This window comes from Klenkia taihuensis, assembly GCF_900112525.1.
GTDB lineage: Bacteria > Actinomycetota > Actinomycetes > Mycobacteriales > Geodermatophilaceae > Klenkia > Klenkia taihuensis.
The window spans coordinates 118,198-139,712 of the sequence record NZ_FOMD01000005.1; the positions used below are offsets into that span (position 1 = coordinate 118,198).

The window sequence follows — 21,515 nt, forward strand, 5'->3', positions numbered from 1 at the left end:
TCATGAGGTGCCTCGCGTCGGGTCCACCGGACTGGCCGCGACGTCGTCCAACGTGCGCGACCCGGGTAGCCCCGCGAAGCCGATGTCGGACAGGTCGACGGTGCAGCCGACGCGTACGGACACCGAGGCTCCGTCCCCGGGGGCTGCCGAGAACTTGGACGTGTCGACGTCGACCGTGATGGAGCGGCAGTGCAGCTCCCTGTCGTCCAGGGCCTGCGTGGCGGCCAGCGTGGCCGCCGTCTGCGCAGCGGCGGGCGACCGTGCGACCGATGCCTCTCGCGCAGCGATGCCGGCTACGCCGGTGATGCGGTTCCCGGCCAGCGCCACCCGGGCGCCGGCCACCACGAGTGCGAGCACGAGGAACGCGACAGGGAGCAGGATGGCAAGTTCGACCGACTCCGATCCGCGTTCGCCTCGGGGTCTGGTCATGGGTTCTCCGAAGTCGTGAACCGCTCGAGTCCTTGCGCGACGGCCACGTCGACGACGGGGACGAAGCCCGGCAGCGGGATCACGTTCGGGACGTCGGCCACGACGTGCACCGTCACCGACGTGGCAGTCCGCGCCTCGTCGACCCGGTAGTCGGTGATGGTGCCGGTGCCCAGGCCCGCCAGGTACGCCTCGGCTGCGCTCCGGCCGGCGCCAGCTGGGGCGTCGTCCAGGCTCCCGGCGCGGGCCCCGGCTGCGGCGGCTGCCTCGGCGGCGTCGTGGGCGAAGTACCAGAGCCCGAGCTGCGGGCCGGCCAGCAGCACCATGACGAGGACCGGGAAGAGCACGGCGAACTCGACGCTCGACGAGCCACGCTCAACCCGTGGATCGGCGCCACCGCGCCGTCCTCCCCGGAACCCGATCCTCATGGTGCGTTGCGCCTACTGGAACAGCGCGATCTTGCCGGTCACGAAGGCGACGGCCCCGGCGGTCACCGCCCCACCGAGGGCGATGGCGAGGATGACCATGAACGCCTTCTCCGACGAGTCGGAGCCGCGGTCGTCGGTGACGTCGTCGGCACGGAGCCACGCGATGACCGCGTAGATGCCGACCTGGACGGCGTGGCTCGCTCGGTCGGTGAGGTTGCTGGTGCGGGACATGGGTCTCTCCTGGGGACGACGGTGCTCAGGTCGCGGTGGTGAACATGCGGATGAGGAACGGGACGAGGACGAAGAGGGTCAGGCCGGTCACGAGGAGGGCCAGGGGCCGGGCCATGCGCTCGCTGATCTCGTTGGCTTGCGTCCGCGCGTCGGCCAGCTCGGCGTGGCGCAGTGTGCGAGCCGTGGCCAGCAGCGTGTTGTAGACCGAGGCTCCGTCCGAGGCGACCGCGGCGATGTCGGCCAGGCTTCGGAGTTCCTCGACGTCCAGCTCGTCGCCCAGCGCGCGGAGGTCGGTCCATGGTTTGCGGCCGGCGAGGGCGGCCCGTCGTACGGCCTGGTGGATCCGGCGGAACGGCTCGCTGCCGGACACCCGGGCTGCTTCTTCGAGCGCCTGCTCGACCGAGCCGCGGGCTCGCCGTTCACCCGCCACGAGCGTCAGGTAGCACTCAAGGTTGGTCCGGAACTCGGCACGGGCGAGCTGGGCTCGCTCCCGTGTCTCTGCGGTCGGGAGGAACCAGCCGACGGCGGCGAGGCCCAGGCCCACCGCCACGGGGATGACCGCCCCGGCCGGGCCCCCGAGGACGGCGACCAGCACGCCGAGCGCCGTCGGAGCGAGCAGCCCGAGGAGGGCGAGGCTGAGCTTGCGCGCAGCAAGCTCCGTCCTGCTGCTCCCCAGGATGGCCAGGTCGGCGTCGGTGACTCCCAGCCGCTGTTCGACCTCACGGACCCACCGACCCGGAAGCATTCCTGACCGGGAACGGGCCTCACCGACGGCGTGGACACGGGTCCCCGGGCGGACGGCGAGCTGCTCCAGGGCTGCGCTGAGCGCGGGCGGCGACGGCCGGAGGGCCCGGACAGCGAGCACCGCCCCGCCGGCGACGAGCATCCCGGCCAGCGTGGCCAGCTGAAGGGCGCTCATCGCGCAACCTCCACGGACCGATCGGCGAGCACCCGCGGCCAGGTCGGCGGCGCCGACAGCGCCCGCATCCACCGCAACGCCGCACCGAAGAGGGCGGCGACCACGAGGAGGGCGAGCTGGCCACCAAGGCTGGAGTAGCCCGACAGGAAGGTCCGTGCGAACAGCAGCATGCCCACGACGACGAGCCCGGTGGTGATGACGATCGTCCGCATGTTCGACCGGGGCTTGGCCCGTTCGGCCTCGACCTCTCGGATCATCCGGGACCGCTCGTCGAGGTCGGTGGCCAGCGCCGTGAGGACCTCGGCAAGTCCCGGTCCGCCGTTGCGCTCACGGAGGATCAGCACCATCGCGATCTTGTCCGCGGCCGGATCACGGACGTCGTCCGCGAACCTCCGCAGCGCCGTCTCCACGCCCTGGGGACCCATGCGGCTGACCAGGTCGGCGACGGCCGGGCGGATGGCGAGCGGTGCCGAGTCGAGGGAACGGCGCAGCGCCTCCCGCGTGGAACCGGCCGCACCTGAGCTGATGAGGTCCGCCAGCCGACGCGTCCAGTCGGCCAGCGCGTCGGACACCGTGATGAGGTGGCGGGACTCCTTCCCGCCGCCGACGACGGACGGCACGAACACGACCGCAGCCGCCGTTGCGAGGGCGGCTACCGGCCAACCGGTGAGCGCCAGCACCAAGACGCCGGCGACCCCCGCCCCACCGTGAAGGCGGGTGAACCTGAGCCGAGACCGGCGAGTTGCCCGCCCAGTACCGGATCTCAGCGTCACCCCTCGGACGGCACCGATCGCCAGCACGACTCCGGCGGCAACGAGGAGCCCGGCGACGGTCATCAGCCACGTGCCGCTGCTCATCGCAGAGCCTCACTGGTTCCGAGTGGGGGCCAGTCGGAAACAGCTGGGTGCAGCCATTCCGGGTCGAACCCGACCGAGTCGAGCCGCTCACGGAGCGCAGGGCTAAGCATCCCCGCTCCGGTGGCCTGGGCTCGACGATCGCCGGCTCGTGGTGCGAACACCGGGTTCAGGTCGGGACGACCGGAGTCCCCGACGGCGCCGAGTTCGTAGATGCCGGAGACGTAGCGGTTGTAGGAGCGATCGCGTTCGACGTGGACGACCAGGCCGAGGGCCGCCAGCGAGCGCAGGACCAGCTCGCTCGAAGGTGCCGGGTGAGCCTTCAGTGCGTTGATGAGCACCTTGTCGAAGATCCCGCCCGCCGACGGGGAGTGGATCGTGCACATGACCGACGCGATGCCGCTGGTCGCAGCCTCCAGCAGCGACGTCACGTAGGCGCCACGGACCTCCCCCACCAGGACCCAGGTGGGCGACGCACGCAGGGCGAGGTGCAGCGCGTCGCCCATGTCGAAGGCCCCCCGACCTTCGGCGTTCGGGAGTCTCGACTCAAAGGGGCGGCAGACGGCATGCCGGGAGACGTAGCGGCGCTGGTCGGCGTCCCATCGCGGCAGGTGCAGTCCGAGCTCCCGCTCGTCCTCGACCGTGACGACGACGTTGTTCCACGGGATCGCGTTGCCGAGGGCTCTCATCAGGGTGGTCTTGCCGACCCCGGGAGCACCGGACACCAGAGGGGAGATGCCGGCCTGGATGGCTGCGGTCAGGAAGGCTCGAACGGGTGCGTCGACCATGCCCATCTGATGCAGGTCGGCCAGGCTCGGGTCGGCGAAGCGGTGAATACGGATGACACCTGCTGGACGGGGCAGCACGTCCATGGCGGCCTGCAGGCGCGCGCCGAGCTGCGTCACCCCTTGCAGGCGGACGTTGAGGATGGGGCTGGCCGAGGAGAACTCGCGGCTGGTCTGGCCACCGTCGGACCGGGAACCGATTGCACGGAGCAGCTGCTCGAGCTCCTCGTCGGAGGCAGCGATGGGTGGACCGGGCACCAGCGAGCCGTCGAGGGTCCTCAGCATCGTGCGCTCGGATCCCTCGAAGTGGATGTCCTCGACGTCGGGCCGGGCGAGCAGTGGCGCGAGGCGCCCGAGCCCGTCGAGCTCGGCCAGCACGGCAGCGACCAACTTGTCCTCGAGCAGACCCGCCGGCGCTGGACGACCGCTGTTGGCCTCGTGCAGCAGCCACTGCGCGTACTCGTCGCCGATCAGCTTGCGGGTGAGCTCACGGCGTGGCCCTGGCGCGTAGTTGCGATCCTCGGCGCTGAGCCGGGTGGAGACGCGCTGCCGCAGCTCGGTGACGACGCGGTAGTCGCTCTCGGTCAGCTCGGGGTCGAGCCCGGGGTCGCTGAGGTGCGCGGTCACGCCGGCACCGACGCCCCGCGAACACCGGCCGTGGCCAGGTGCTGGGCAAGGCCGGAGGCCGCCCGCATGAGTGGTGAACGCCGGAGACCGCGACCGGTTGTCAGCACACCGTCGGACAGCGCCGACGCGGCGGCAGGATCGTGCGGCAGTTCCCCACCGAGAGGAACGCCCAGCGCACCGGCGACCTCGGTCGAGGAGTAGGGGCCGGAGCCGATGACCAGCGCCGAGACGGTCGTGAGGTCACCCAGTTCTGCGCGGAGCCGACGCAGTGCGTCCTGGGCCGCGTGCACCGACCGCACGCTCGGTCGGACGGCGAGCAAGGCGTGATCCACGTAGCGGAGGACCGGCCAGCATCCCCGGTCTCCAACGAGGCGCCCGGTGTCGACCAGGACGTCACGGCCCAGCGAGGACTCCGCGGTCGCCAGTGCGGCGGCGAGCCGTTCCCACGTCGCGGAGGTGAAGGAGGCGCCCTGAGCAGCTGTCCCAAAGCCCGGCAGCAGACCGAGCATCGGGTGCTCGGGGACCTGCACCGCATGGCTCAACAGCGCCGAGGCCGCCGGCGCGGCGCCGGCCTCGTGCCGGACGGCGGTCGACCAGGACAACAGGCCCGTGTCCGCCCCGATCCGGCCCGTCATCAGACCGGGAGCGATGTCTCCCCCGGCGACGTCGCAGTCGGCGAGGAGCAGGGCCCGCGGCCAGTGCGACGCCAGGGCGCAGACCGACGTGGTCACGCCCGGTGCGGCTTTGCCTGCCGTGACCGCGATGAGCACTAGGCCCCCCCGGCGAGGACGACGACCGCGAGGTTGCCGGTCGACGCCAGTGCGGCGACCGCGACGCCGTCGGCCTGGGCCACGCGGACGTCGACCACGGTGACCTGTGTCGTCGCGTTGACCGGGCCGACCTCCGCAACCGTCGCTTCGACGGGATCGGGCAGCTCGCTGGTCCCGGCATTCGTCGTGACCCCGGTTGTCCCGGGGGTCGGGACCACCAGGATCTGCTGACCGGGGTTGAGCCCACGGGCGGGGAACTGGCCGTCCTGCAGAGCAAGGGCGACCAGTACCTCGCCGGCCGCCAGATCGCTGCCTGTGCCAACCTGTCCGGTCGTGATCAGGGAGCCCTGGGACAGAGGCACCTCAGCGACCATCCCGACCACGTCGGAGAGGTCGTCCGCCGGGATCGGGGCGAGCGCCGGGTCGTCCGGAATGCTGGCGACCACCAGATCGGCGGCGGTGAGGGTGGCGCCCACCGGGACGTCGCGGGCGACGGCGAGCACGTCGGTGCGGGTCGTCAGCATCTGCGCTGCCGTGTAGGCCAGGATGCCGCCGAGCAGGACGACAAGGACGGCGAGCGACAGCGTCTTGCGGCTGACTCGCCGCTTGGCCGCTGCCGTCAGCTGAACCGGGGCAGCGGACGGGAGGGCGTTCTCCTCCCTGCGCGGCGCGGCAGCTGGCCGCGAGTTGATCTGTGCGGTCACCGGGTCACCACTGTCTGCGCCTCGACCACGGCGAACTGCGTAGTGGAGGTCGTCGTGATCTGCGGGAGGGTGCCGGTGGCGCCCGTCGAGGATGTCCAGGCAATCGACCACTGGATGCCGTACACGGCCGTGACCTTCCCGTCGGGCTCGCCCAGGGACGAGCGGGGGTAGCGGTAGTCGCAGCCGTTGGGCGAAGGGCTCCAGACCCCGGCCGCGGGCTGCCACGCCGTCCCAGGCCCGGAGCACGACACAGCTGGGGCGCCGTCGCCGGGACTGAAGGTGAGGGCGGTCGGGGTCACGGTGACCTCAGCCCACACTCCGCCGGCGTCGGCCCGCGCGGACGTCGGTCGGTAGGCGTCTGCGTCTGTCCAGAACCAGGTGTGGGCGTTGACGACGGTGAATGGCCGCCCGTCGGTGAGGGTCCCGGATGGGTAGCGACCAGCCGACGGCGACGGGAGGACAACCGTATTCAGCGCCTGTTGCGCAAGGACGGCGGGGTCGATGGCGGCCGGTCCGGCGGGAGGTGTGGCGGACCAGAAGGTGTAGCCGTTCGTGCCAGGAAAGGAGACCCCGTTGGTGAACGGCGTGCAGTAGTAGAGGGCGCCGTCGGTGCGGCCACCCCACATCGGGGAGCTGAATGCCGGGGGGTTCTCAAGGGGGCTGACGTAGCACTGCTTGGCCTGCGACCACCAGCCAGCCGCCGACGAGCAGGAGACCGTCACGCCCAGTCGGGTGTCGGTGCAGACTGCGGTCGTCGTCGTGGTCGGGCCGCCACCGTTCGTCGGTGGGGTGTTGGCGGTTCCGCCGCCCTGACTGTTCGTCGCGGCAGTGACGACGCAGATTCCGTGCGCGGTGTACTGCTGGCACTCGGCGGGGGCTGCCCAGGCGTCCGAGGCCGGTGCCAGGGCGGCGACGAGCAGCAAGCCGACTAGGCCTGCCCTCAGCCAGGACATGCTTGCGCCTGTGTGTTCGGGGCCGAGCTAACCCGCCAGGCCGATGGGTCGGGGTAGGCGATGTTCACGATCGTCAGGTCGGAGACCAGGAAGGGCGCTCGCTCGGGCAGAGCCACGGCGGCACCGTTCGCGTCGAGTGCCCCGACCTGGGTGACGTCGACGCATGCGGTGATCTGGACCGCGGGGAGGTCGCCGGCGTCGCCAGAGGTGTCGAGGTCGACGGCTCCCGTCGTCGTGCTCACGACCTGCGACTGCCCCGTCTGAGTGTAGCCGCTTGCCCGAAACGCCTGAAGGGTCGCGGCCTCTGAGGTTGCCTCGGGGTCCACCGCGACTGCGTACAGATCGTCGATGGACAGGCTCGGGTCCGTGTAGAGCTGGTCGACGGTTTCCCAGTACAGGCGGACGAGCGCGTCGGCTGCCTCGACCGCCTGCTCCTCAGGAGCAGCGGTCGATGAGGGGGCGGACGATGCCGGAGTCGGTGAAGCCGTTGGCTGCTCAGTAGTCCTGTCCCCGGAACACGCGGCGAGGAGGAGGGGCAGGGTCATCAGGGCGCAGCGGGCAGCCACGACGTGCGAGGGCGTCATGCTGCGGCACCTTCCTCCATTCCTCACTTGGGTCGGGAGCATGCGCCGCGTGTTGCGCGGAGCAATGGCTTCAGGTGCCACGTCACCCGGTTCAGTGACATCCGCTGGCGGTTTTGAGCTTCCTTGGGTCACGAAGGGTCACTTGGTTGTACAACTCGGGTGACGTCGCTTCGACCAGCGCACTCAGCACTAGCAATAGCGAAAGTAGGTGAACGACACCTACATGACTGCTGCTTTGGTCGGCGGACTGGTCGGCGCTCTGGTCATGCCGCTGCTCGTACGAGTAGGACTTCGTCAGCTGCGTTCACACCGGCCGTTCGGCAGATGGGCCACGTCCACATACGTCGCTACCGGGTTCGGCATCGGGGCCGCAGCGGCGGGCTTGTCAGCTACCCGCGTCGATGGGGCGCTGCTTCCAGCGTTGGTCGCGTGGGCTTTGGCCCTCACCGCGCTAGCTTTTTGCGACGGCGCTGCCCGTCGGATTCCCACCGCACTGGTACGCCAGGCCGCAGTGGTGGTCGTCCTTCTCCTCGCTGTCGGGTCCGCCGGCACAGAGTGTTGGGTTGTTCTTGCAGGAGCTCTAGCCGGTGCCCTTCTCCTGACGGGGGCATTCATGGTGGCGTGGAGGTACGCCGGGGTGGGCCGGGGTGATGTCCGACTGGCTGTGCTGAGCGGGTTGGGCCTGGGGTTCGCGAGCCCAACCAGTCTCGTAGCGGGTGTAACTGTGTGGGCCGCTTTCGTGGCAGGACAATCCGCCGTCTGCCGTGCGCGCGGCGGGTCCTTCGCGACCGAGATCCCAATGGCGCCTGGATTCGCACTTGGCTCGTTGGTCGCAGCTATCGAACCGTGGTAGCCGCCGAACGCCGAATGAGCGCCCATGACAGTTGTGGCTCGCGTACCCCGACGTGCCCGCGGCTTGCGCGCCGCGCCCTTGCGTTCCGCGCAGCAAGAAAGAGTAAAGACGTCTCAACGCCCACCGAAGGGCAGCCAGCCCTCGGCACTGACTCGACACCATCAGGCTCTACCAGGGAAGAAGGGCGGCTCCACGGTTCAAGCCAAACGGGGGCCGTCAACCGTCATACGTCACCTGGGCCGCTGACGTCTCCGCGCCACCGAGGCCGCATCCTGCTGTCGCATCGATGAACGGTGCGGCCATGAAGAGCTTCAACTTCACGACCACCGCCGGCGAGGGCGGCTCTGAGCGGGCGGATTCGGTTGACGTCGGTCGGCGCTACACCGGGGCCGAGAAGCTGGCGCCCGCCCATCGTCTGCGGGGTCAGTCAGGCCTCTCTCCTGCAACGATGATCAACCTCTTGGCGCCTCCCCCTCGCCACCACAGGTCGTCTTCCCGAAGTCCCGGGCCTGCTCGCCCACCCAGGGATCGCCGGTCGCTCCACGATCCCTAAGCTGGCGATGTGGCACAGGGCATGAGTAGCAGCGTGGCCTGATGGCGCCCGCAAACCCGCTTAACGAAGTTTTGGGCATCCTCGGCTACCAGGGCCAGGATGGGTTGGTCAACGGCGCCGACGGTCTTGACGGCGGGGCACGCGAATATCTATGGCGCGATTTGCGGGACAAGGTTGGATTGTCCGCTGCATACTTCCAAGACGGTGTTCCCCTGGTGGGCTTCTGCGAGGAGTCAAGCACTAGCGGCCTCCGAGCCCTTCGGTATCGGCTGTGGAATTACGGTCGGGTGCCCTTGCTTATCAACGCGACGAGCGACTTAGTCTCAGCCTATAGCGGCTCCGATCTGACCACACGAACAGACGCTGACGCCCTGATATCAGCAAGCTCGATAGATGTGACCGCTGGCCTGCTTTCCGCGTTCAATCGGCACGAGATTGAAAGTGGCGAGTGGGCCCGGACATTCGCCACGCGTTTTGACCGCGCCAACCGGGTCGATCGAGTCTTGCTGCGCAATCTACAGGTTCTGCGGGGGTCGGTTAAAGCCGACGATGAGCGACGAGATGCTTTGGACAGTTTCATTGGCGGGGCATTAACGGCTTCCTACCTCTCAGACCGAGGTGTTCTGGACGTTGACCGACTGGATGAGTTGGCGGGTCGGTCTCATATTTCTGACATCTTCGAAGGGGGCACATCCACCACTAGGAGCTTCTTCGCGACACTCGCGGAACACTTCAGCGGTGATGTCTTCGGATCGGTTCCTCAGGCGCTCGACGTCTTGGACGACAGCATGGTTCGAGCCGTGTCGTCGCTTTTGAGGGGCGACGACCTGGTCACTGGTCAATTGAGCTTATGGCCATACGACTTCAGCGTCTTACCCGGAGAACTCATTAGTACTGTGTACGAGCAGCTGCTGGAATCTAGGCGGACCCAAGATGCAGCCTATTACACCCCGCGCTTCATCGTTGACCTTATGCTCGATGAGGTATTACCGTGGCAAGATCGCCCATTACCGCGGATCGTCGATTTCTCTTGCGGAAGCGGCGCCTTCTTAGCTGAGGCCTTCCGCCGAGTCGCGTTCCAGCAGACGCGGGCGCAAGGCCGCCACCTCAACTTTTCGGAATTGCAGCGACTTCTGACTCACTGCATCTACGGCGTAGACGTCAATTTGGCGGCAGCGCGGGTGACGGCGTTCGCCCTATACCTCGCGCTCTTGGACGAGATGGACCCCCCTACGGTATGGGCCTCCGCAGTGCTCCCATCCTTACTGGGGAAGAATCTGATTGTTGGAGACGCTTTCGATAATCACGCACTGATGGACGAAGTGTTCGATGCGGTAGTCGGGAACCCGCCATGGGCGAGTCGTTTGAGCGCTCCAGCAAACAGTTGGCTCAAGGCGAATAATCGCTCTGTTGCAGATAGGCAAATTGCCGAAGCCTTTGTGTGGCTAGCCGAGTCCCACCTGTCGGAGGGCGGCAAGCTGGCCCTTGTTCTGCCGGCGAAACCCATTCTGCACAACCGAAGCCATCAGTCCCTGGCGTTTCGTAGCGAGATGTTTGCGAACTTGCACGTTCAAACGATCGTTGACTTATCCGCGATCCGGCGTGGCCTGTTCGCCGACGCGACCGCACCCGCGGCGATCATTGTTGCAGATAAGAAGGATGTGCGCGCTTCGAGTGATCCTATTCTTCATGTCGCTCCTCATCGACGATTGCATGCGGATTCTGTAGACGCCCTAGTAATCGTGCCAGAGGAAGTCCGCCTAGTTCCGCGGCAAATTGGACATACGCGCAACGATGTCTGGAAGACCTTGCTTTGGGGCACGGAACGTGACCTCGAACTGATTGACCACATCAGAGGCGCGGGTCCGCCAGTGGGCGCCGTTGCGGAAAGTCACGGTTGGCGCACAGGCCAAGGGTTCCAAATTGGCGGGGGTGGCGCTAGCGACGCGAGTGCGATGCACGGTCTCCCGATTTTGACCGTGAGAGACCTCGACGAGCGTGGCGTGAAGGCAACACGACTGCCATTTTTCGATCTGCCGACCCTGCATCGAACTCGGCCGAGAGATCTCTACAGGGCACCGCTCGTCGTTATCGGGCGAACGTTCCAAGCTGGCCGAATCTCCGCTGCCCTATTGCAAAGCGACACCGTCTTCAATAACAGCATGATCGGTCTTTCGGCTCCCGCCGCCGATCTGCCGCTACTCAAAGTTCTGCTGGCGACGACCACCAGCTCACTTGGACGCTACTGGCATTTCCTAACGTCATCGTCTTGGGGTGTAGAACGCGACTTCGTCGAGTTGAACGAACACCTCGGACTACCACTAGCGCAAGCCGATGCAGGTCAGTTATCCAGAATAGACGAAATCCTTCGCAGCCCAGACCGCATGTCTGCCACGGTGGACCTTGACGAACTAGTGTTCGATCTCTTCAAGTTGACACCGGCGGATCGCGAGCGAATACGGTCTCTTCTCGCAACGCGGTTGAGCACATTTGCGAAAGGAGCTATGACTCAAGCGCTGGACGATCAGACGGCCACCCGCTATCTGCAGACACTCGGCAGCTCGCTAAGTGCCTCTCTTCCTTCTTTTGAGGTTGCTGCTGCCGCGCGGCGGCAGGGAAGCTATCAGGCAGTTACCGTCACGTTGCGCACGCCCGATCGGGAAGAAGAATGGTTGCCTTCGGTAGTCGACGTACCCAGCATCATCGATGAACTCGCTAAACAGAACCCACATACGTCCGGAATTGTTGCTCAGCCTGGAGGCATGTTTCTGGGGGATAATACCATCTATGTGATCAAAACTCTGGACATTGATCGATGGTCGACGGACATTGCCCTGGATGATGCAGACGCAATTCTGACGGCTATCACGAGCGAGATGTAGTCTCTTGCTCGGGGGATTGCGAAACCAAGTGCGCGGACGGATCTCGGTCTGGGTTGTCGAGGCGGCGACTAGTGACGCGGAACATCTGCTAGTAAGGCTCCTGAACACGGCGCTGGACCGTTGGGCAGGAAGTTCATTTGACCGGTTCTCCGACGCAGAAGTGAGTTGCACAGCTCGTGTCGTCGCGAACTGTTTGGACGTCCTACGGAGTGATCAACTACAGTGGGCCTTGGTCCACGTCTTTTATGACGGTCCGCAATTGAGTCGGGCGATGCTGGCGGGAACCGCTGATCCGTCCAGGAGCCCTCGACCGGACGTGACTCTGCGTGTTGGGAGTGCCGAGGTTCGCATCGAGGCAAAGCGCCTGTCGGTGCGTGGCCAGTTGGCCCAGAAATATGTACGGGATGGAATGCGGCGCTTCCTTGATGGCCGTTATTCGAGTTCGCATTCTCTACCTGGCGTAATGCTGGGCTACCTGTCGGGGGTATCGCCCTCCGCGGCGCTGCGGCTGGTCAATGCCGCCATATCCCACGAACCCGATCTGGCCGCGGCTGACCATCTTGTTCCCACGGGCAGTCAAGCGACCATCCAACGTCATAAGAGCAACCACGCGGGTCCGATTCAACTAGTTCACTTCCACATCAAGATCAAATGATTGTTGTCGAGAGCCAGCTCTTGAGGTAACCGCAACAGAGGGCTGAGCAGTTGAGCTCGGACGCTCTACACCCTGTTGCACGCACAGGGCGGCCGTCAGCAGACCGGTGCGGCCACGACGCCGGGTCGTGGCGGTGGCACCTCTCGTGGTCGGTAGGAGTGGATGACCGGGGCTTCTCCGTGCGCGTCGTCGATCAGGTGGATGCGCCAGGCCACGTCTTCCCGGAGCGCGGCGAGTTGACCCGCGGTGTACGGGCCGAGTGCGGGTTGCGGCCGGTCTCCGGTCTTCGGCGCCAGTACGAAGTCGATGTGGACGACGGAGTCGTCGCCTGCCGGCCACCCGCGGTCGGCCCGGATCGCCGAGGCATGGGCGGTCACCCAGCTCAGGTAGTTCAACACCTGGAACACCAGCATGTCGTCAGAGCCGATCTTGGTCTCGATGATGTGGAGCTGCCCGGCACTGTCGAGGCCGAGGAAGTCGATGAAGCCTGGCGCTCCGTCGGCGCGCCAGGCGGGGTACTCGCGTGCAAGCTCCACCAGGCCGAGCTCCCGAAGGCCAGTGCGCCCGAGCGTGGCCTGCATCCGATGCTCGACGTGGTCGGCGTCGCGGCCCGTGAGCCGGTCTGCGACGGCCACGGCGATCGCGGCCTCCGCCTCGGCCCGCTCGGCTTCAGTCAACGGCGCGGTGGCCGTACGGTCGTACGGCTGTCGGCCCGCCGGAGGGTTGCTGTACTGCACGCCGGCCTGAACGCGCACACCCGTACCGGTGCGGGTGAGCTTGAGGACCTGCCGGCCGGCGCAGTGCCAGGACAGATAGTTGCCGCGGTGGGCATCGACAAGCGCCCAGTGCCGGTCCACGCTTTCCACGAGATCGCCCACCCACGGGCCGACCGTGCCCAAATCGTGCTGCGGCTCGCCACGCAGCGGGCGGTTGCTCGCGGCTGCGACGACGCCTTCGACTGTCGGGATCGGCGTTGAGGTGGGTGTGAGGGTGTCATCGACCGCCCAGATCTGCAGCGGGGTGGCGATGTAGGCGAGCCGGGCCGCGGACGAGGCCACCGCGGCGTCGGATAGGAGCAGCACCAGTTCGCGGCGGCCCTGCCATGCCATGGCGTGGGCCACTGCGGTCGCCGTGTCGTTCAACCCGAGACCCGGGCGGACGGCGAGCACCAGCTTGTTGTTGGCCGGGGTCGTGAACCAATTTGCGAAAGCCGTGAGCTTTCGGCCTGGCTGAAACGGCACGACAGGCCCAACCAGGGCTCGTATGGTGGCATCCAACGTCGAGGTCTTCAGCACAATCGCACCTGGCTCCACGTCGTGGCCTCCAGCGGGTCGCTGACCACGAGCGGCGGCCTGCGGCCCTGAAGCATCGCTGCTCGGTCGGCTGCAGCGCCAGGTCGGGAGGCGCCCCGACGCTTGACCAGCGCACTCGGTCCATAGTCCGTGAACGTCACAAGCTCATCGTTCCTGTCTCGCCTCGGCGCCCCCGAATGGTGGTACCGCCATGGATAGAGATCCATCAGCGTGCCCGGTCGCGGCCCACCGAGGGAGAGATCTGCCCCCATAAAGGCAGGTGACGGCAGCCTGCCTCACAAGTGGCTGTGGAACTCCTCCGGAACGGCTGCAAGGGCTGCAACTGTGACCGTTGTGATCGCCTGTACCCAGGCCTCGAGGATGTGGGACTGCCGACCGGTCAGCGTCAAGCAGGCTGGCCAGCTCGAGCTGTCACCCACGCGTGCAGCCGTCCCTAGAGCCTCCGCCGCTGCTGCCGGGTTTGTCCCGACATCGCCGGCCGGTCTGGTTCGCGGCCGTGGACGACCGGCTCACTGCATCGGGCAGGATGCACAGGGTGACGGGGACCATTCACGCCGTACTGGACCAGCTTCGCTCCACCGCCCTGGATGAGCGCGACAAGGGCGACAAGTTCGAGCGCCTGATCCGTGCCTACCTGACCTCCGACCCGGAGTGGACGGCGAAGTTCAGCGACGTTTGGTTGTGGTCGGACTGGCCCGACCGGGCCAACCGGCCTGACACCGGGATCGACCTGGTCGCCGCCAACGCCGACGACGGCGCACTGACCGCGATTCAGTGCAAGTTCTACGCACCCGGCCGCACCGTGGCCAAAGCCGACATCGACTCCTTCATCAGCGCCTCGGCCAAGGCCGAGTTTACCCGGCGGATCGTGTTCGACACCGCTGCCGGCTGGTCGGCGAATGCCGAGGAAACCCTGGAAGGCGTCGCGCAGCGGGTCGACATCGGCTACCTCGAAGGTGCCGCGATCGATTGGGACGCCTTCTCCTGGCACACCCCCGAGGTCGTCGTCCCGACCGGCAAGAAGGCGCTGCGCCCACATCAGCAGGCAGCCCTGGACGACGTGCGGGCCGGGCTTGCCTCCCGCGACCGCGGCCAGCTGGTGATGGCCTGTGGCACCGGAAAGACCTTCACCAGCCTTCGGATCGCGGAAGAACTGGCCGGCCCGGGTAAGACGGTGCTGTTCTGCGTGCCCAGCATCCAGCTGCTGTCGCAGAGCTTGCGGGAGTGGATGGCCAACGCCGAGGTCGACATCCGATCCTTCGCGGTCTGCTCCGACGTCCGGGTCGGGCGGGTGCGCAGCGACGACGCCGACCAGTCGGTCATCGACCTAGCCGAACCTGCCTCCACCAGCCCTGAGAAGTTGCTGGCGCGGTTCAACACCGGCAAGCACTCGGCGGCCCGGATGCGGGTCGTGTTTTGCACCTACCAGTCCATCGACGTCGTCATCGCCGCCCAGGCCCAGGGCCTGCCCGCCTTCGACCTGGTGATATGCGACGAGGCGCACCGCACCACCGGCGTGACCCTGGCCGACGGCGACGACTCTGCGTTCGTCAAGGTCCACGACGCGACCGCGCTCAAGGCAACCAAGCGGCTGTACATGACCGCTACACCGCGGGTGTTCGGCGATGAGGTCAAGCGTAAGGCCACGGAGAGCGACGCCGTTCTCGCCGACATGGGCGACGAAGCAACGTTCGGGCCGGAACTGCACCGGCTGGGGTTCGGACAGGCGGTCGAGGCCGACCTGCTCACCGACTACAAGGTCCTCGTACTTGCGGTGGACGAGAAGTACGTGGCGGAGAACTTCCAGCAGGCCATGGCACACACGGGCGAGATCCAGCTCGACCAGGCCGCCAAGCTGATTGGCTGCTGGAACGGCCTGGCCAAGAACTTCGGCAGCAACGTCACCCACGCCCAGGACGACGACAGCCGCCCGGTGTCCACGGCCCCGATGCGTACCGCGGTCGCATTCGCCCAGCACATCAAGGCCTCCAAGGCCGCCGCTGCCGCGTTCCCCGACCTCGCCGACCGCGCCCTCATCGACGCCCCCGACGACCGGCCCAAGCTGCGCATCCAGGCTGCGCACGTCGACGGCACGATGGGCGTGCACGAACGCAACACCCACCTGGCCTGGCTTAAAGAACCGGCCCCGGACGGCGTATGCCGAGTGCTCACCAACGCCCGCTGCCTCTCCGAAGGCGTCGACGTCCCGTCACTCGACGCCGTCCTGTTCCTCACCCCCCGCGGGTCCCAGGTCGACGTCGTGCAGTCCGTCGGCCGAGTGATGCGCAAGGCTCCCGGCAAGGAACTGGGCTACATCGTGCTGCCGGTCGTCGTGCCCGCCGGGGTCGCGCCGGAGGAGGCGCTGCGGGACAACGAGCGCTACAAGGTTGTCTGGCAGGTGTTGCAGGCGCTGCGGAGCCACGACGACCGCTTCCACGCCCTGGTGAACCAGATCGAGCTGAACAAGCACCGCCCCGACAAGCTCGAAATTGTCACCGTCACCAACCCGGACGACGGCGACGGCGGCGCGGAGATCCCCGGCCCGGTCGAGCCGGGGAAGAAGACTCCTGAGCAGCTGCTCATGGAGTTCCCCGCCGACCAGTTCCGCGACGCCATGTATGCCCGGATCGTGGCCAAGGTCGGCGAACGCCGTTACTGGGAGTCCTGGGCCAAGGACATCGCCGCGATCGCCGAGGCCCACGTCGCCCGGATCAAGGGCCTGCTCGCCGCCGGTGGGCCTGCAGCTGATGAGTTCGCGCACTTCGTCGCTGGGCTGCGCGGCAACCTCAACGACTCGATCACCGACGACGCCGCGGTCGACATGCTCGCCCAGCACCTCATCACACGGCCCGTCTTCGAGGCGCTGTTCGCCCAGAGCTCTTTTATCGCCGGCAACCCGGTCGGCCGGGTCATGGAGAACATGCTGACTGTCCTCGACGAGCACGCCCTGGGTGCGGAGAACGAGACCCTGGAAGGCTTCTACGACAGCGTCCGCCGGCGGATCGCGGGCATCGACAACGCCGCCGGCAAGCAGCGGGTGCTCGTCGAGCTCTACGACAAGTTCTTCGCCACCGCGTTCCCCAAGACCGTCGCCAAGCTGGGCATCGTCTACACCCCGGTCGAGATCGTCGACTTCATCCTCCGCTCGGCCGACGACGTACTACGCACGGAATTCGGCCAGGGGCTCACCGACGAAGGCGTGCACGTGCTCGACCCGTTCACCGGCACCGGCACCTTCATCGTCCGGCTGCTGCAGCTCGGACTCATCACCCCGCACGACCTGGCGCGGAAGTACGCCGCGGAGCTGCACGCCAACGAAATCCTGCTGCTCGCCTACTACATCGCCGCCGCCAACATCGAAGCCACTTACGAAGAACTGAGCGGCGCGGCAGCCCCGTTCCCGGGCCTCGTTCTCACCGACAGCTTCCAGAGCTGGGAGGACGACGACCAGCAGGACCTCGACGTCATCCCCGAGAACAACGACCGCCTAGAGCGCCAAAAGGCCCTGCCCATCCAGGTCATTGTCGGAAACCCGCCTTACTCCGTAGGGCAGGAATCCGCCAACGACGACAATGCCAACGAGAAGTATCCCACTCTGGACGGCGAAATCGAGCGGACTTACGTCGCTCGGTCCGCCTCCACGTCCATGCGCTCGATGTATGACTCATATGTTCGGGCCATCAAGTGGGCAACGCTTCGCATCAGAGATCGCGGCATCATTGCTTTTGTCACGAATGGAGGATTCCTGGACTCTAATGCTGCGGATGGCATGCGACTGACGCTAGCGCAAGAATTCTCGACAATCTATATTTTTAATTTGCGCGGCAATCAGCGCACCGCAGGCGAGATAGCTCGTCGAGAGGGCGGCAAGATTTTCGGCGGAGGCAGCCGCGCCACGGTCGCCATCACCGTACTTGTTAGGAACCCAATCGATTCAGGACCCGCATCAATTCGCTATAGTGACGTTGGCGAATACCTCAGTCGAGAGGCGAAACTTCTGCAGGTTAGTGCGGAAGTCAGCATTGGACAGATGGCGTCTTCCCCCGTCAATCCGAACGACTTTGGCGACTGGTTTAGCCAGCGCACGGAAGACTTTGATCAGTTTCTGCCGATCGGCGATGTGACATCGGCACGGATTTTTGATAAGACCACGTACGGGATCGTTACGAACCGTGATGTCTGGGTGACGGGCTTCTCACGCTCGAAGGTGCTGGCACAAGTGGACAAACTCGTGGCTACCTTCAATGAATCGCTGGGGCTTCACGCGCCCGACGACCCAACGCTCATAAGTTGGTCGCGATCCCTACGCGCGCGTCACGGGAGGGGGCGCCCACTGCCGCCAACTGAATCCGTGAAATTACGCCCCTCCTTGTATAGGCCTTTCACGAAAACGCATCTGTACTTCGACCCCAATCTGAACGAGGTTCAGTATCAGAACCCCGCTCTTTTCCCCACAGCCCAGTTGCCGAACTTGACGATTCTCAATGTAACTCCCCAAGGTAGAACTCCGTTCTCAACTCTAATCGCCGACTCAATCCCAAATCTTGGCCTTTTCGTTGACCCGTGTCGCTCCTTCTCGCGTTGGCGATACGAACCAGTTGATAGTGCGCACATGTTCCACGTCGGCGAGGGTGAAGTTTTCGGTGGCCATCGACGAATCGACAACATCACCGATGAGGCGCTGGCGCTTTTCGCTGCCGCCTACCCAAGGGACACGGTCACGAAGGACGACATCTTTTACTACGTGTACGGTCTTTTGCATTCCACCGACTACCGGCAGATTTACGCAGCGGATCTAAAGAAGGTACTCCCCCGTATTCCGTTCGCTGCTGACTTCCGGGCATTCGCCGAGTCCGGCCGGACACTGTCGGAGTTGCATCTGGGCTACGAGGCCGTCGAGCCGCACCCGCTCGACGGCCTCGACGTCAACGGGCCCGGCGGCGACGCCGACTACGGGTTCTTCGCCGTCGGCAAGAAGATGACCTTCGGTAAGCCGTCGCCTGCGCAGAAGGCCTCCGGGGAGAAGCGCGACCGGTCGGTCATCCACTACAACGACCACATCACCCTGCGGGGGATCCCCGAGGAGGCTTACCGGTACACCCTGGGAAGCCGGTCTGCGATCGAGTGGATCATCGACCGCTACTGGGTCAAGACCGACAAGGCGTCCGGGATCGTCAACGACCCCAACGATTGGTCCCGCGAGGTCGGCGATCCCCGGTACATCCTCGACCTGCTCGCCCGCATCGTCACCGTGTCCCTCCGCACGATGCAGGTTGTCGATGGGCTTCCGTCCCTCGATGTCATAGCCGCACAGGCATGACCTGCAGCTTGCTCGCCCACACAGGAGGGAGAGTCTGATGGCCGAGTTGGTGTATCGCCCGCACGGGAGGGGTTTCGAGGTACAGCTGACGTCCGCCGAGCACGACCTCATCGCCCGTGGCGCGGGGCCAGATGACGCGGACCCCTTCATCGACGGAAGCCCACGGCTGCTCGACAACGTGGCGTTGGTCGCCCTTGTCCTCGGGTTCGCGGCCAACGAGCTCGGCTACCGCCGATCCCGCTCCCCAGAGAAGCGGGCCGGCCATCGGGAAGCGGCCGACGTGGAGCACCAGGACGCTCTGGCTCTTGCCGACCTGGCCGCGCGGCTATCCGACCGGTCGGTCACGGCCTGGTGCTCGGGGTGCTTCGGCAAGACCGAGCACCGATACGTCGAAGGTGCGGATCGCCCGCTGCGAACCTATCTGTGCGTGGCCTGCGGGACCCCGAATGTCGAGTGTGCGGCACTGGGGTGCGCTCACCGCTCGGTCATCAGGCCACGCGCCACCATCCGAGTCGCGTTCTGCGCTGAGCACCGTCACGTCATTCCTGGCTTCGAGAAGCTGGAGGCGCGTTTCGACACGCTCGCCGACTACCGGAGCAGCCTCGAGTTCGAGTCCCGGAACATGGAACGCATCAGCAAGGTCGCGGCCGGAACGATCGGTGCGGCAGCTGTGGTCGCCCCGCTCGCGTTCTTCGCAGCACCAGCCCTCGGCGCTGCCCTGGGCAGCTCCATGTTCGGCGGTTCCCTGACCGGAGCGGCAGCCACCAGCCACGGCTTGGCTATGCTGGGCGGTGGCGCCATCGCTTCCGGAGGCTTGGGCATGGCCGGGGGCACGGCCGTAGTCACCGCAACCGGTACCGCACTCGGCGGAGCCCTCGGAGCAGCAACGGTCTCGTCCTATGCAGGGGCCGACTCGTCGTTCTCCATCGAGCTCGTCCGGTCCGGACCCGGTATCCCGGTCGTCTTCGCTACCGGCTTCCTGACCCAGGGCGTATCCGCCTGGACGTCTTGGCAACGGCTGATCGACACCCAGTACCCCGACTCACCCGTGTACCAGGTCCACTGGGGCGCCAAGGAGCTCAAGGACCTCGGCGCAGTCCTTCTGTCCGCCGGCGGCAAGGCCGCGGTCAAGGCGATGCTGCTGCAAGGAGCCCGACGCGGCAGCAAGCTGGCGAGCCTGCCCGGTTTCGGCTGGCTCATGGCGGCCCACGACGTGGCGACCAACCCCTGGTCGGTCGCCAAGACCCGTGCCGGCATGACCGGAGCGATGCTGGCCGACCTGATCGCCCGGAGCACGGAGGGCCCCTACGTGCTCATGGGACACAGCCTGGGCGCCCGAGTCATGGTCACCGCCGCGGAGGCACTGGCCACCAAGCCCGGTCCGAAACGGGTCGAGACGATGCATTTGCTGGGTGCTGCCGTCGGCCGCAAGGACCAGTGGCACGACCTCGACTCCGCCGTCCAGGGCACGGTATGGAACTACTGGTCCAGCAACGATGCTGTGCTGGAGTGGGTCTATCGGCTGGCGGAACTCGGCGAGTCCGCAATCGGGCACTCGGGCATGGGATCTCGTCGGCCAGGGATGAAGGATAGGAACGTCAGCGCACTTGTTCCCGGCCACTCTGCATATGTCGCTTCGGTCAAGTTGCAGCCGTAAGGGAATGCTGGATTCGGTGCGCTGCTCGCATTTCCGGCCCCCTCGGAACGGTCGAGCCGTCGGGCCCCCATTGCTACCAGTGCGTGCGGCAGTCCCATCCGTCGTCGACACCCCTTACAGGCGGCCAGTGAACAGTCCGTGCTCGACGGCGTCCCCGCTGACACCGTGCTCGGCGGCGAGGGCTTCGGCGCGATGCAGGTAGCGCTCATAGGTGACCGACCCCCAGCCATAGGACCCGATGTTCCACGGTGGATCCATGTGCCCGAACGCTGCGGCGACCTTGCGGTCCAGGATCAGCGGCCGCCGCGGCAGGTCAGCGCCGGTGAAGTACAGGTACTTGGTGAAGAACGCGGGCCCCAGGTAGGCGACCGCGTTCGGTCCGCCTCGGGTCATCGACGCGTACGCAGCCACCGGCCCCTCAGTGGCCATCACCTCGTCGACCCGCGCCAGCCGCTCAGCCACCACCGTCAGCGGCGTGCGCGTGAACGTGCGCGCTCTGCGGCCCACCAGGAAGGCCGACGGCCCGGTCCCCCACAGATAGCAGCCCAGCAGCAGGCCCACTCGCCCCTCCGGCGAGTGGGCCGCGGCCGCGAGGTCGAACAGGTCCTGGCGGGTCACCCGCTGATAACCCGGATGACCAGGCGCCCCCGGCAACCGCACCAGGGACTGTGGCCACCACTCCCCCGGCACGTACCGCTCCCACCATGAAGCCCGAAAATCCACCGCCTGCGCCATCACCTGTTCCTGACTCGCCAACTCCACCATCACGGCAGCCTGACACAACCCCCGCGCGGCGGGCCGGGACACCCGAGCAGGCCCCGGCGCGCCCAATTCGCCCTGCACGTGGTCGATTTCGGCACCGCACGACCACCGGGTTGTCGACCTCCACTTCAAAGGCGGCACAGTGCCGTTGAAGATGGACCGAGCTTGAGCGGACCGCATTGAGCACTGACTCCCTTGACTGGAATACGGAGACGTCGGCAGTCACCCGAACCAGCGGT

At 66.5% G+C, this 21,515-nt stretch carries 16 protein-coding genes; 4 read left to right on the forward strand and 12 right to left on the reverse strand.

Annotated elements, in window-relative coordinates:
- From BM158_RS19590 to BM158_RS19635, 10 genes are all read right to left on the reverse strand, one after another.
- Complete coding sequence (locus tag BM158_RS19590) at positions 1–429, reverse strand: TadE/TadG family type IV pilus assembly protein (RefSeq protein WP_091563630.1); 429 nt, start codon at positions 427–429, stop codon at positions 1–3.
- Entirely contained in the window at positions 426–854 is a 429-nt protein-coding gene (locus BM158_RS19595) for a TadE family protein (protein ID WP_091563632.1), read from the reverse strand. Before BM158_RS19595 ends, BM158_RS19590 begins: the two co-directional genes overlap by 4 nt.
- 12 nt (positions 855–866) lie before the next feature.
- Complete coding sequence (locus BM158_RS19600) at positions 867–1,085, reverse strand: hypothetical protein (protein ID WP_091563634.1); 219 nt, start codon at positions 1,083–1,085, stop codon at positions 867–869.
- Between the two features lie 25 nt (positions 1,086–1,110).
- Positions 1,111–1,971 carry a type II secretion system F family protein gene (locus tag BM158_RS19605; RefSeq protein ID WP_229827356.1) on the reverse strand — a complete coding sequence of 287 codons (861 nt, stop codon included), beginning with the start codon at positions 1,969–1,971 and terminating at the stop codon, positions 1,111–1,113.
- 29 nt (positions 1,972–2,000) lie between these two features.
- Positions 2,001–2,684 carry a type II secretion system F family protein gene (locus tag BM158_RS19610; protein WP_229827446.1) on the reverse strand — a complete coding sequence of 228 codons (684 nt, stop codon included), beginning with the start codon at positions 2,682–2,684 and terminating at the stop codon, positions 2,001–2,003.
- A 173-nt stretch (positions 2,685–2,857) separates the two neighbouring features.
- Positions 2,858–4,270, reverse strand: coding sequence for a TadA family conjugal transfer-associated ATPase (locus BM158_RS19615; RefSeq protein ID WP_091563640.1), 1,413 nt, complete (start codon positions 4,268–4,270; stop codon positions 2,858–2,860).
- Entirely contained in the window at positions 4,267–5,040 is a 774-nt protein-coding gene (locus BM158_RS19620) for a CpaE/TadZ family protein (RefSeq protein WP_091563642.1), read from the reverse strand. Before BM158_RS19620 ends, BM158_RS19615 begins: the two co-directional genes overlap by 4 nt.
- The gene (locus tag BM158_RS19625) at positions 5,040–5,744 is read right to left on the reverse strand and encodes an SAF domain-containing protein (RefSeq protein WP_091563644.1); all 705 of its coding nucleotides are present in this window, start codon (positions 5,742–5,744) and stop codon (positions 5,040–5,042) included. Before BM158_RS19625 ends, BM158_RS19620 begins: the two co-directional genes overlap by 1 nt.
- The gene (locus tag BM158_RS19630) at positions 5,741–6,667 is read right to left on the reverse strand and encodes a hypothetical protein (RefSeq protein WP_229827355.1); all 927 of its coding nucleotides are present in this window, start codon (positions 6,665–6,667) and stop codon (positions 5,741–5,743) included. The genes BM158_RS19625 and BM158_RS19630 overlap by 4 nt, the downstream gene beginning before the upstream one ends.
- A 17-nt stretch (positions 6,668–6,684) precedes the next feature.
- Positions 6,685–7,281 (reverse strand): hypothetical protein, encoded by a 597-nt coding sequence (locus tag BM158_RS19635; protein ID WP_229827354.1) that lies wholly within the window; start codon positions 7,279–7,281, stop codon positions 6,685–6,687.
- Positions 7,282–8,728: 1,447 nt separating this feature from the next.
- Here BM158_RS19635 and BM158_RS19640 point away from each other — a divergent pair.
- Positions 8,729–11,569, forward strand: a complete 2,841-nt coding sequence (locus BM158_RS19640; RefSeq protein ID WP_091563650.1) for an HsdM family class I SAM-dependent methyltransferase — start codon at positions 8,729–8,731, stop codon at positions 11,567–11,569.
- 271 nt (positions 11,570–11,840) lie between these two features.
- Positions 11,841–12,224 (forward strand): hypothetical protein, encoded by a 384-nt coding sequence (locus tag BM158_RS21600; RefSeq protein WP_131802087.1) that lies wholly within the window; start codon positions 11,841–11,843, stop codon positions 12,222–12,224.
- A gap of 95 nt (positions 12,225–12,319) precedes the next feature.
- Here the strand turns inward: BM158_RS21600 and BM158_RS19645 are convergent, their stop codons facing one another.
- Complete coding sequence (locus tag BM158_RS19645; protein ID WP_091563652.1) at positions 12,320–13,519, reverse strand: PDDEXK family nuclease; 1,200 nt, start codon at positions 13,517–13,519, stop codon at positions 12,320–12,322.
- 514 nt (positions 13,520–14,033) lie between these two features.
- On the opposite strand from BM158_RS19645, the gene BM158_RS19650 reads away from it, so the two are divergent.
- Positions 14,034–18,857, forward strand: coding sequence for a DEAD/DEAH box helicase (locus tag BM158_RS19650; protein WP_229827353.1), 4,824 nt, complete (start codon positions 14,034–14,036; stop codon positions 18,855–18,857).
- A gap of 37 nt (positions 18,858–18,894) precedes the next feature.
- Complete coding sequence (locus BM158_RS19655) at positions 18,895–20,514, forward strand: DUF726 domain-containing protein (protein ID WP_091563655.1); 1,620 nt, start codon at positions 18,895–18,897, stop codon at positions 20,512–20,514.
- 114 nt (positions 20,515–20,628) lie between these two features.
- Here the strand turns inward: BM158_RS19655 and BM158_RS19660 are convergent, their stop codons facing one another.
- Positions 20,629–21,279 carry an 8-oxoguanine DNA glycosylase OGG fold protein gene (locus tag BM158_RS19660; protein WP_131802088.1) on the reverse strand — a complete coding sequence of 217 codons (651 nt, stop codon included), beginning with the start codon at positions 21,277–21,279 and terminating at the stop codon, positions 20,629–20,631.
- Positions 21,280–21,515: the final 236 nt, after the last annotated feature.

Coding starts and splice junctions, on each gene's coding strand:
- BM158_RS19595 (WP_091563632.1), bottom strand. CDS start 854: ATGAGGATCGGGTTCCGGGGAGGACGGCGCGGTGGCGCCGATCCACGG.
- BM158_RS19605 (WP_229827356.1), bottom strand. CDS start 1,971: ATGCTCGTCGCCGGCGGGGCGGTGCTCGCTGTCCGGGCCCTCCGGCCG.
- BM158_RS19600 (WP_091563634.1), bottom strand. CDS start 1,085: ATGTCCCGCACCAGCAACCTCACCGACCGAGCGAGCCACGCCGTCCAG.
- BM158_RS19655 (WP_091563655.1), top strand. CDS start 18,895: ATGGCCGAGTTGGTGTATCGCCCGCACGGGAGGGGTTTCGAGGTACAG.
- BM158_RS19635 (WP_229827354.1), bottom strand. CDS start 7,281: ATGACGCCCTCGCACGTCGTGGCTGCCCGCTGCGCCCTGATGACCCTG.
- BM158_RS19660 (WP_131802088.1), bottom strand. CDS start 21,279: ATGGTGGAGTTGGCGAGTCAGGAACAGGTGATGGCGCAGGCGGTGGAT.
- BM158_RS21600 (WP_131802087.1), top strand. CDS start 11,841: ATGCTGGCGGGAACCGCTGATCCGTCCAGGAGCCCTCGACCGGACGTG.
- BM158_RS19640 (WP_091563650.1), top strand. CDS start 8,729: ATGGCGCCCGCAAACCCGCTTAACGAAGTTTTGGGCATCCTCGGCTAC.
- BM158_RS19590 (WP_091563630.1), bottom strand. CDS start 429: ATGACCAGACCCCGAGGCGAACGCGGATCGGAGTCGGTCGAACTTGCC.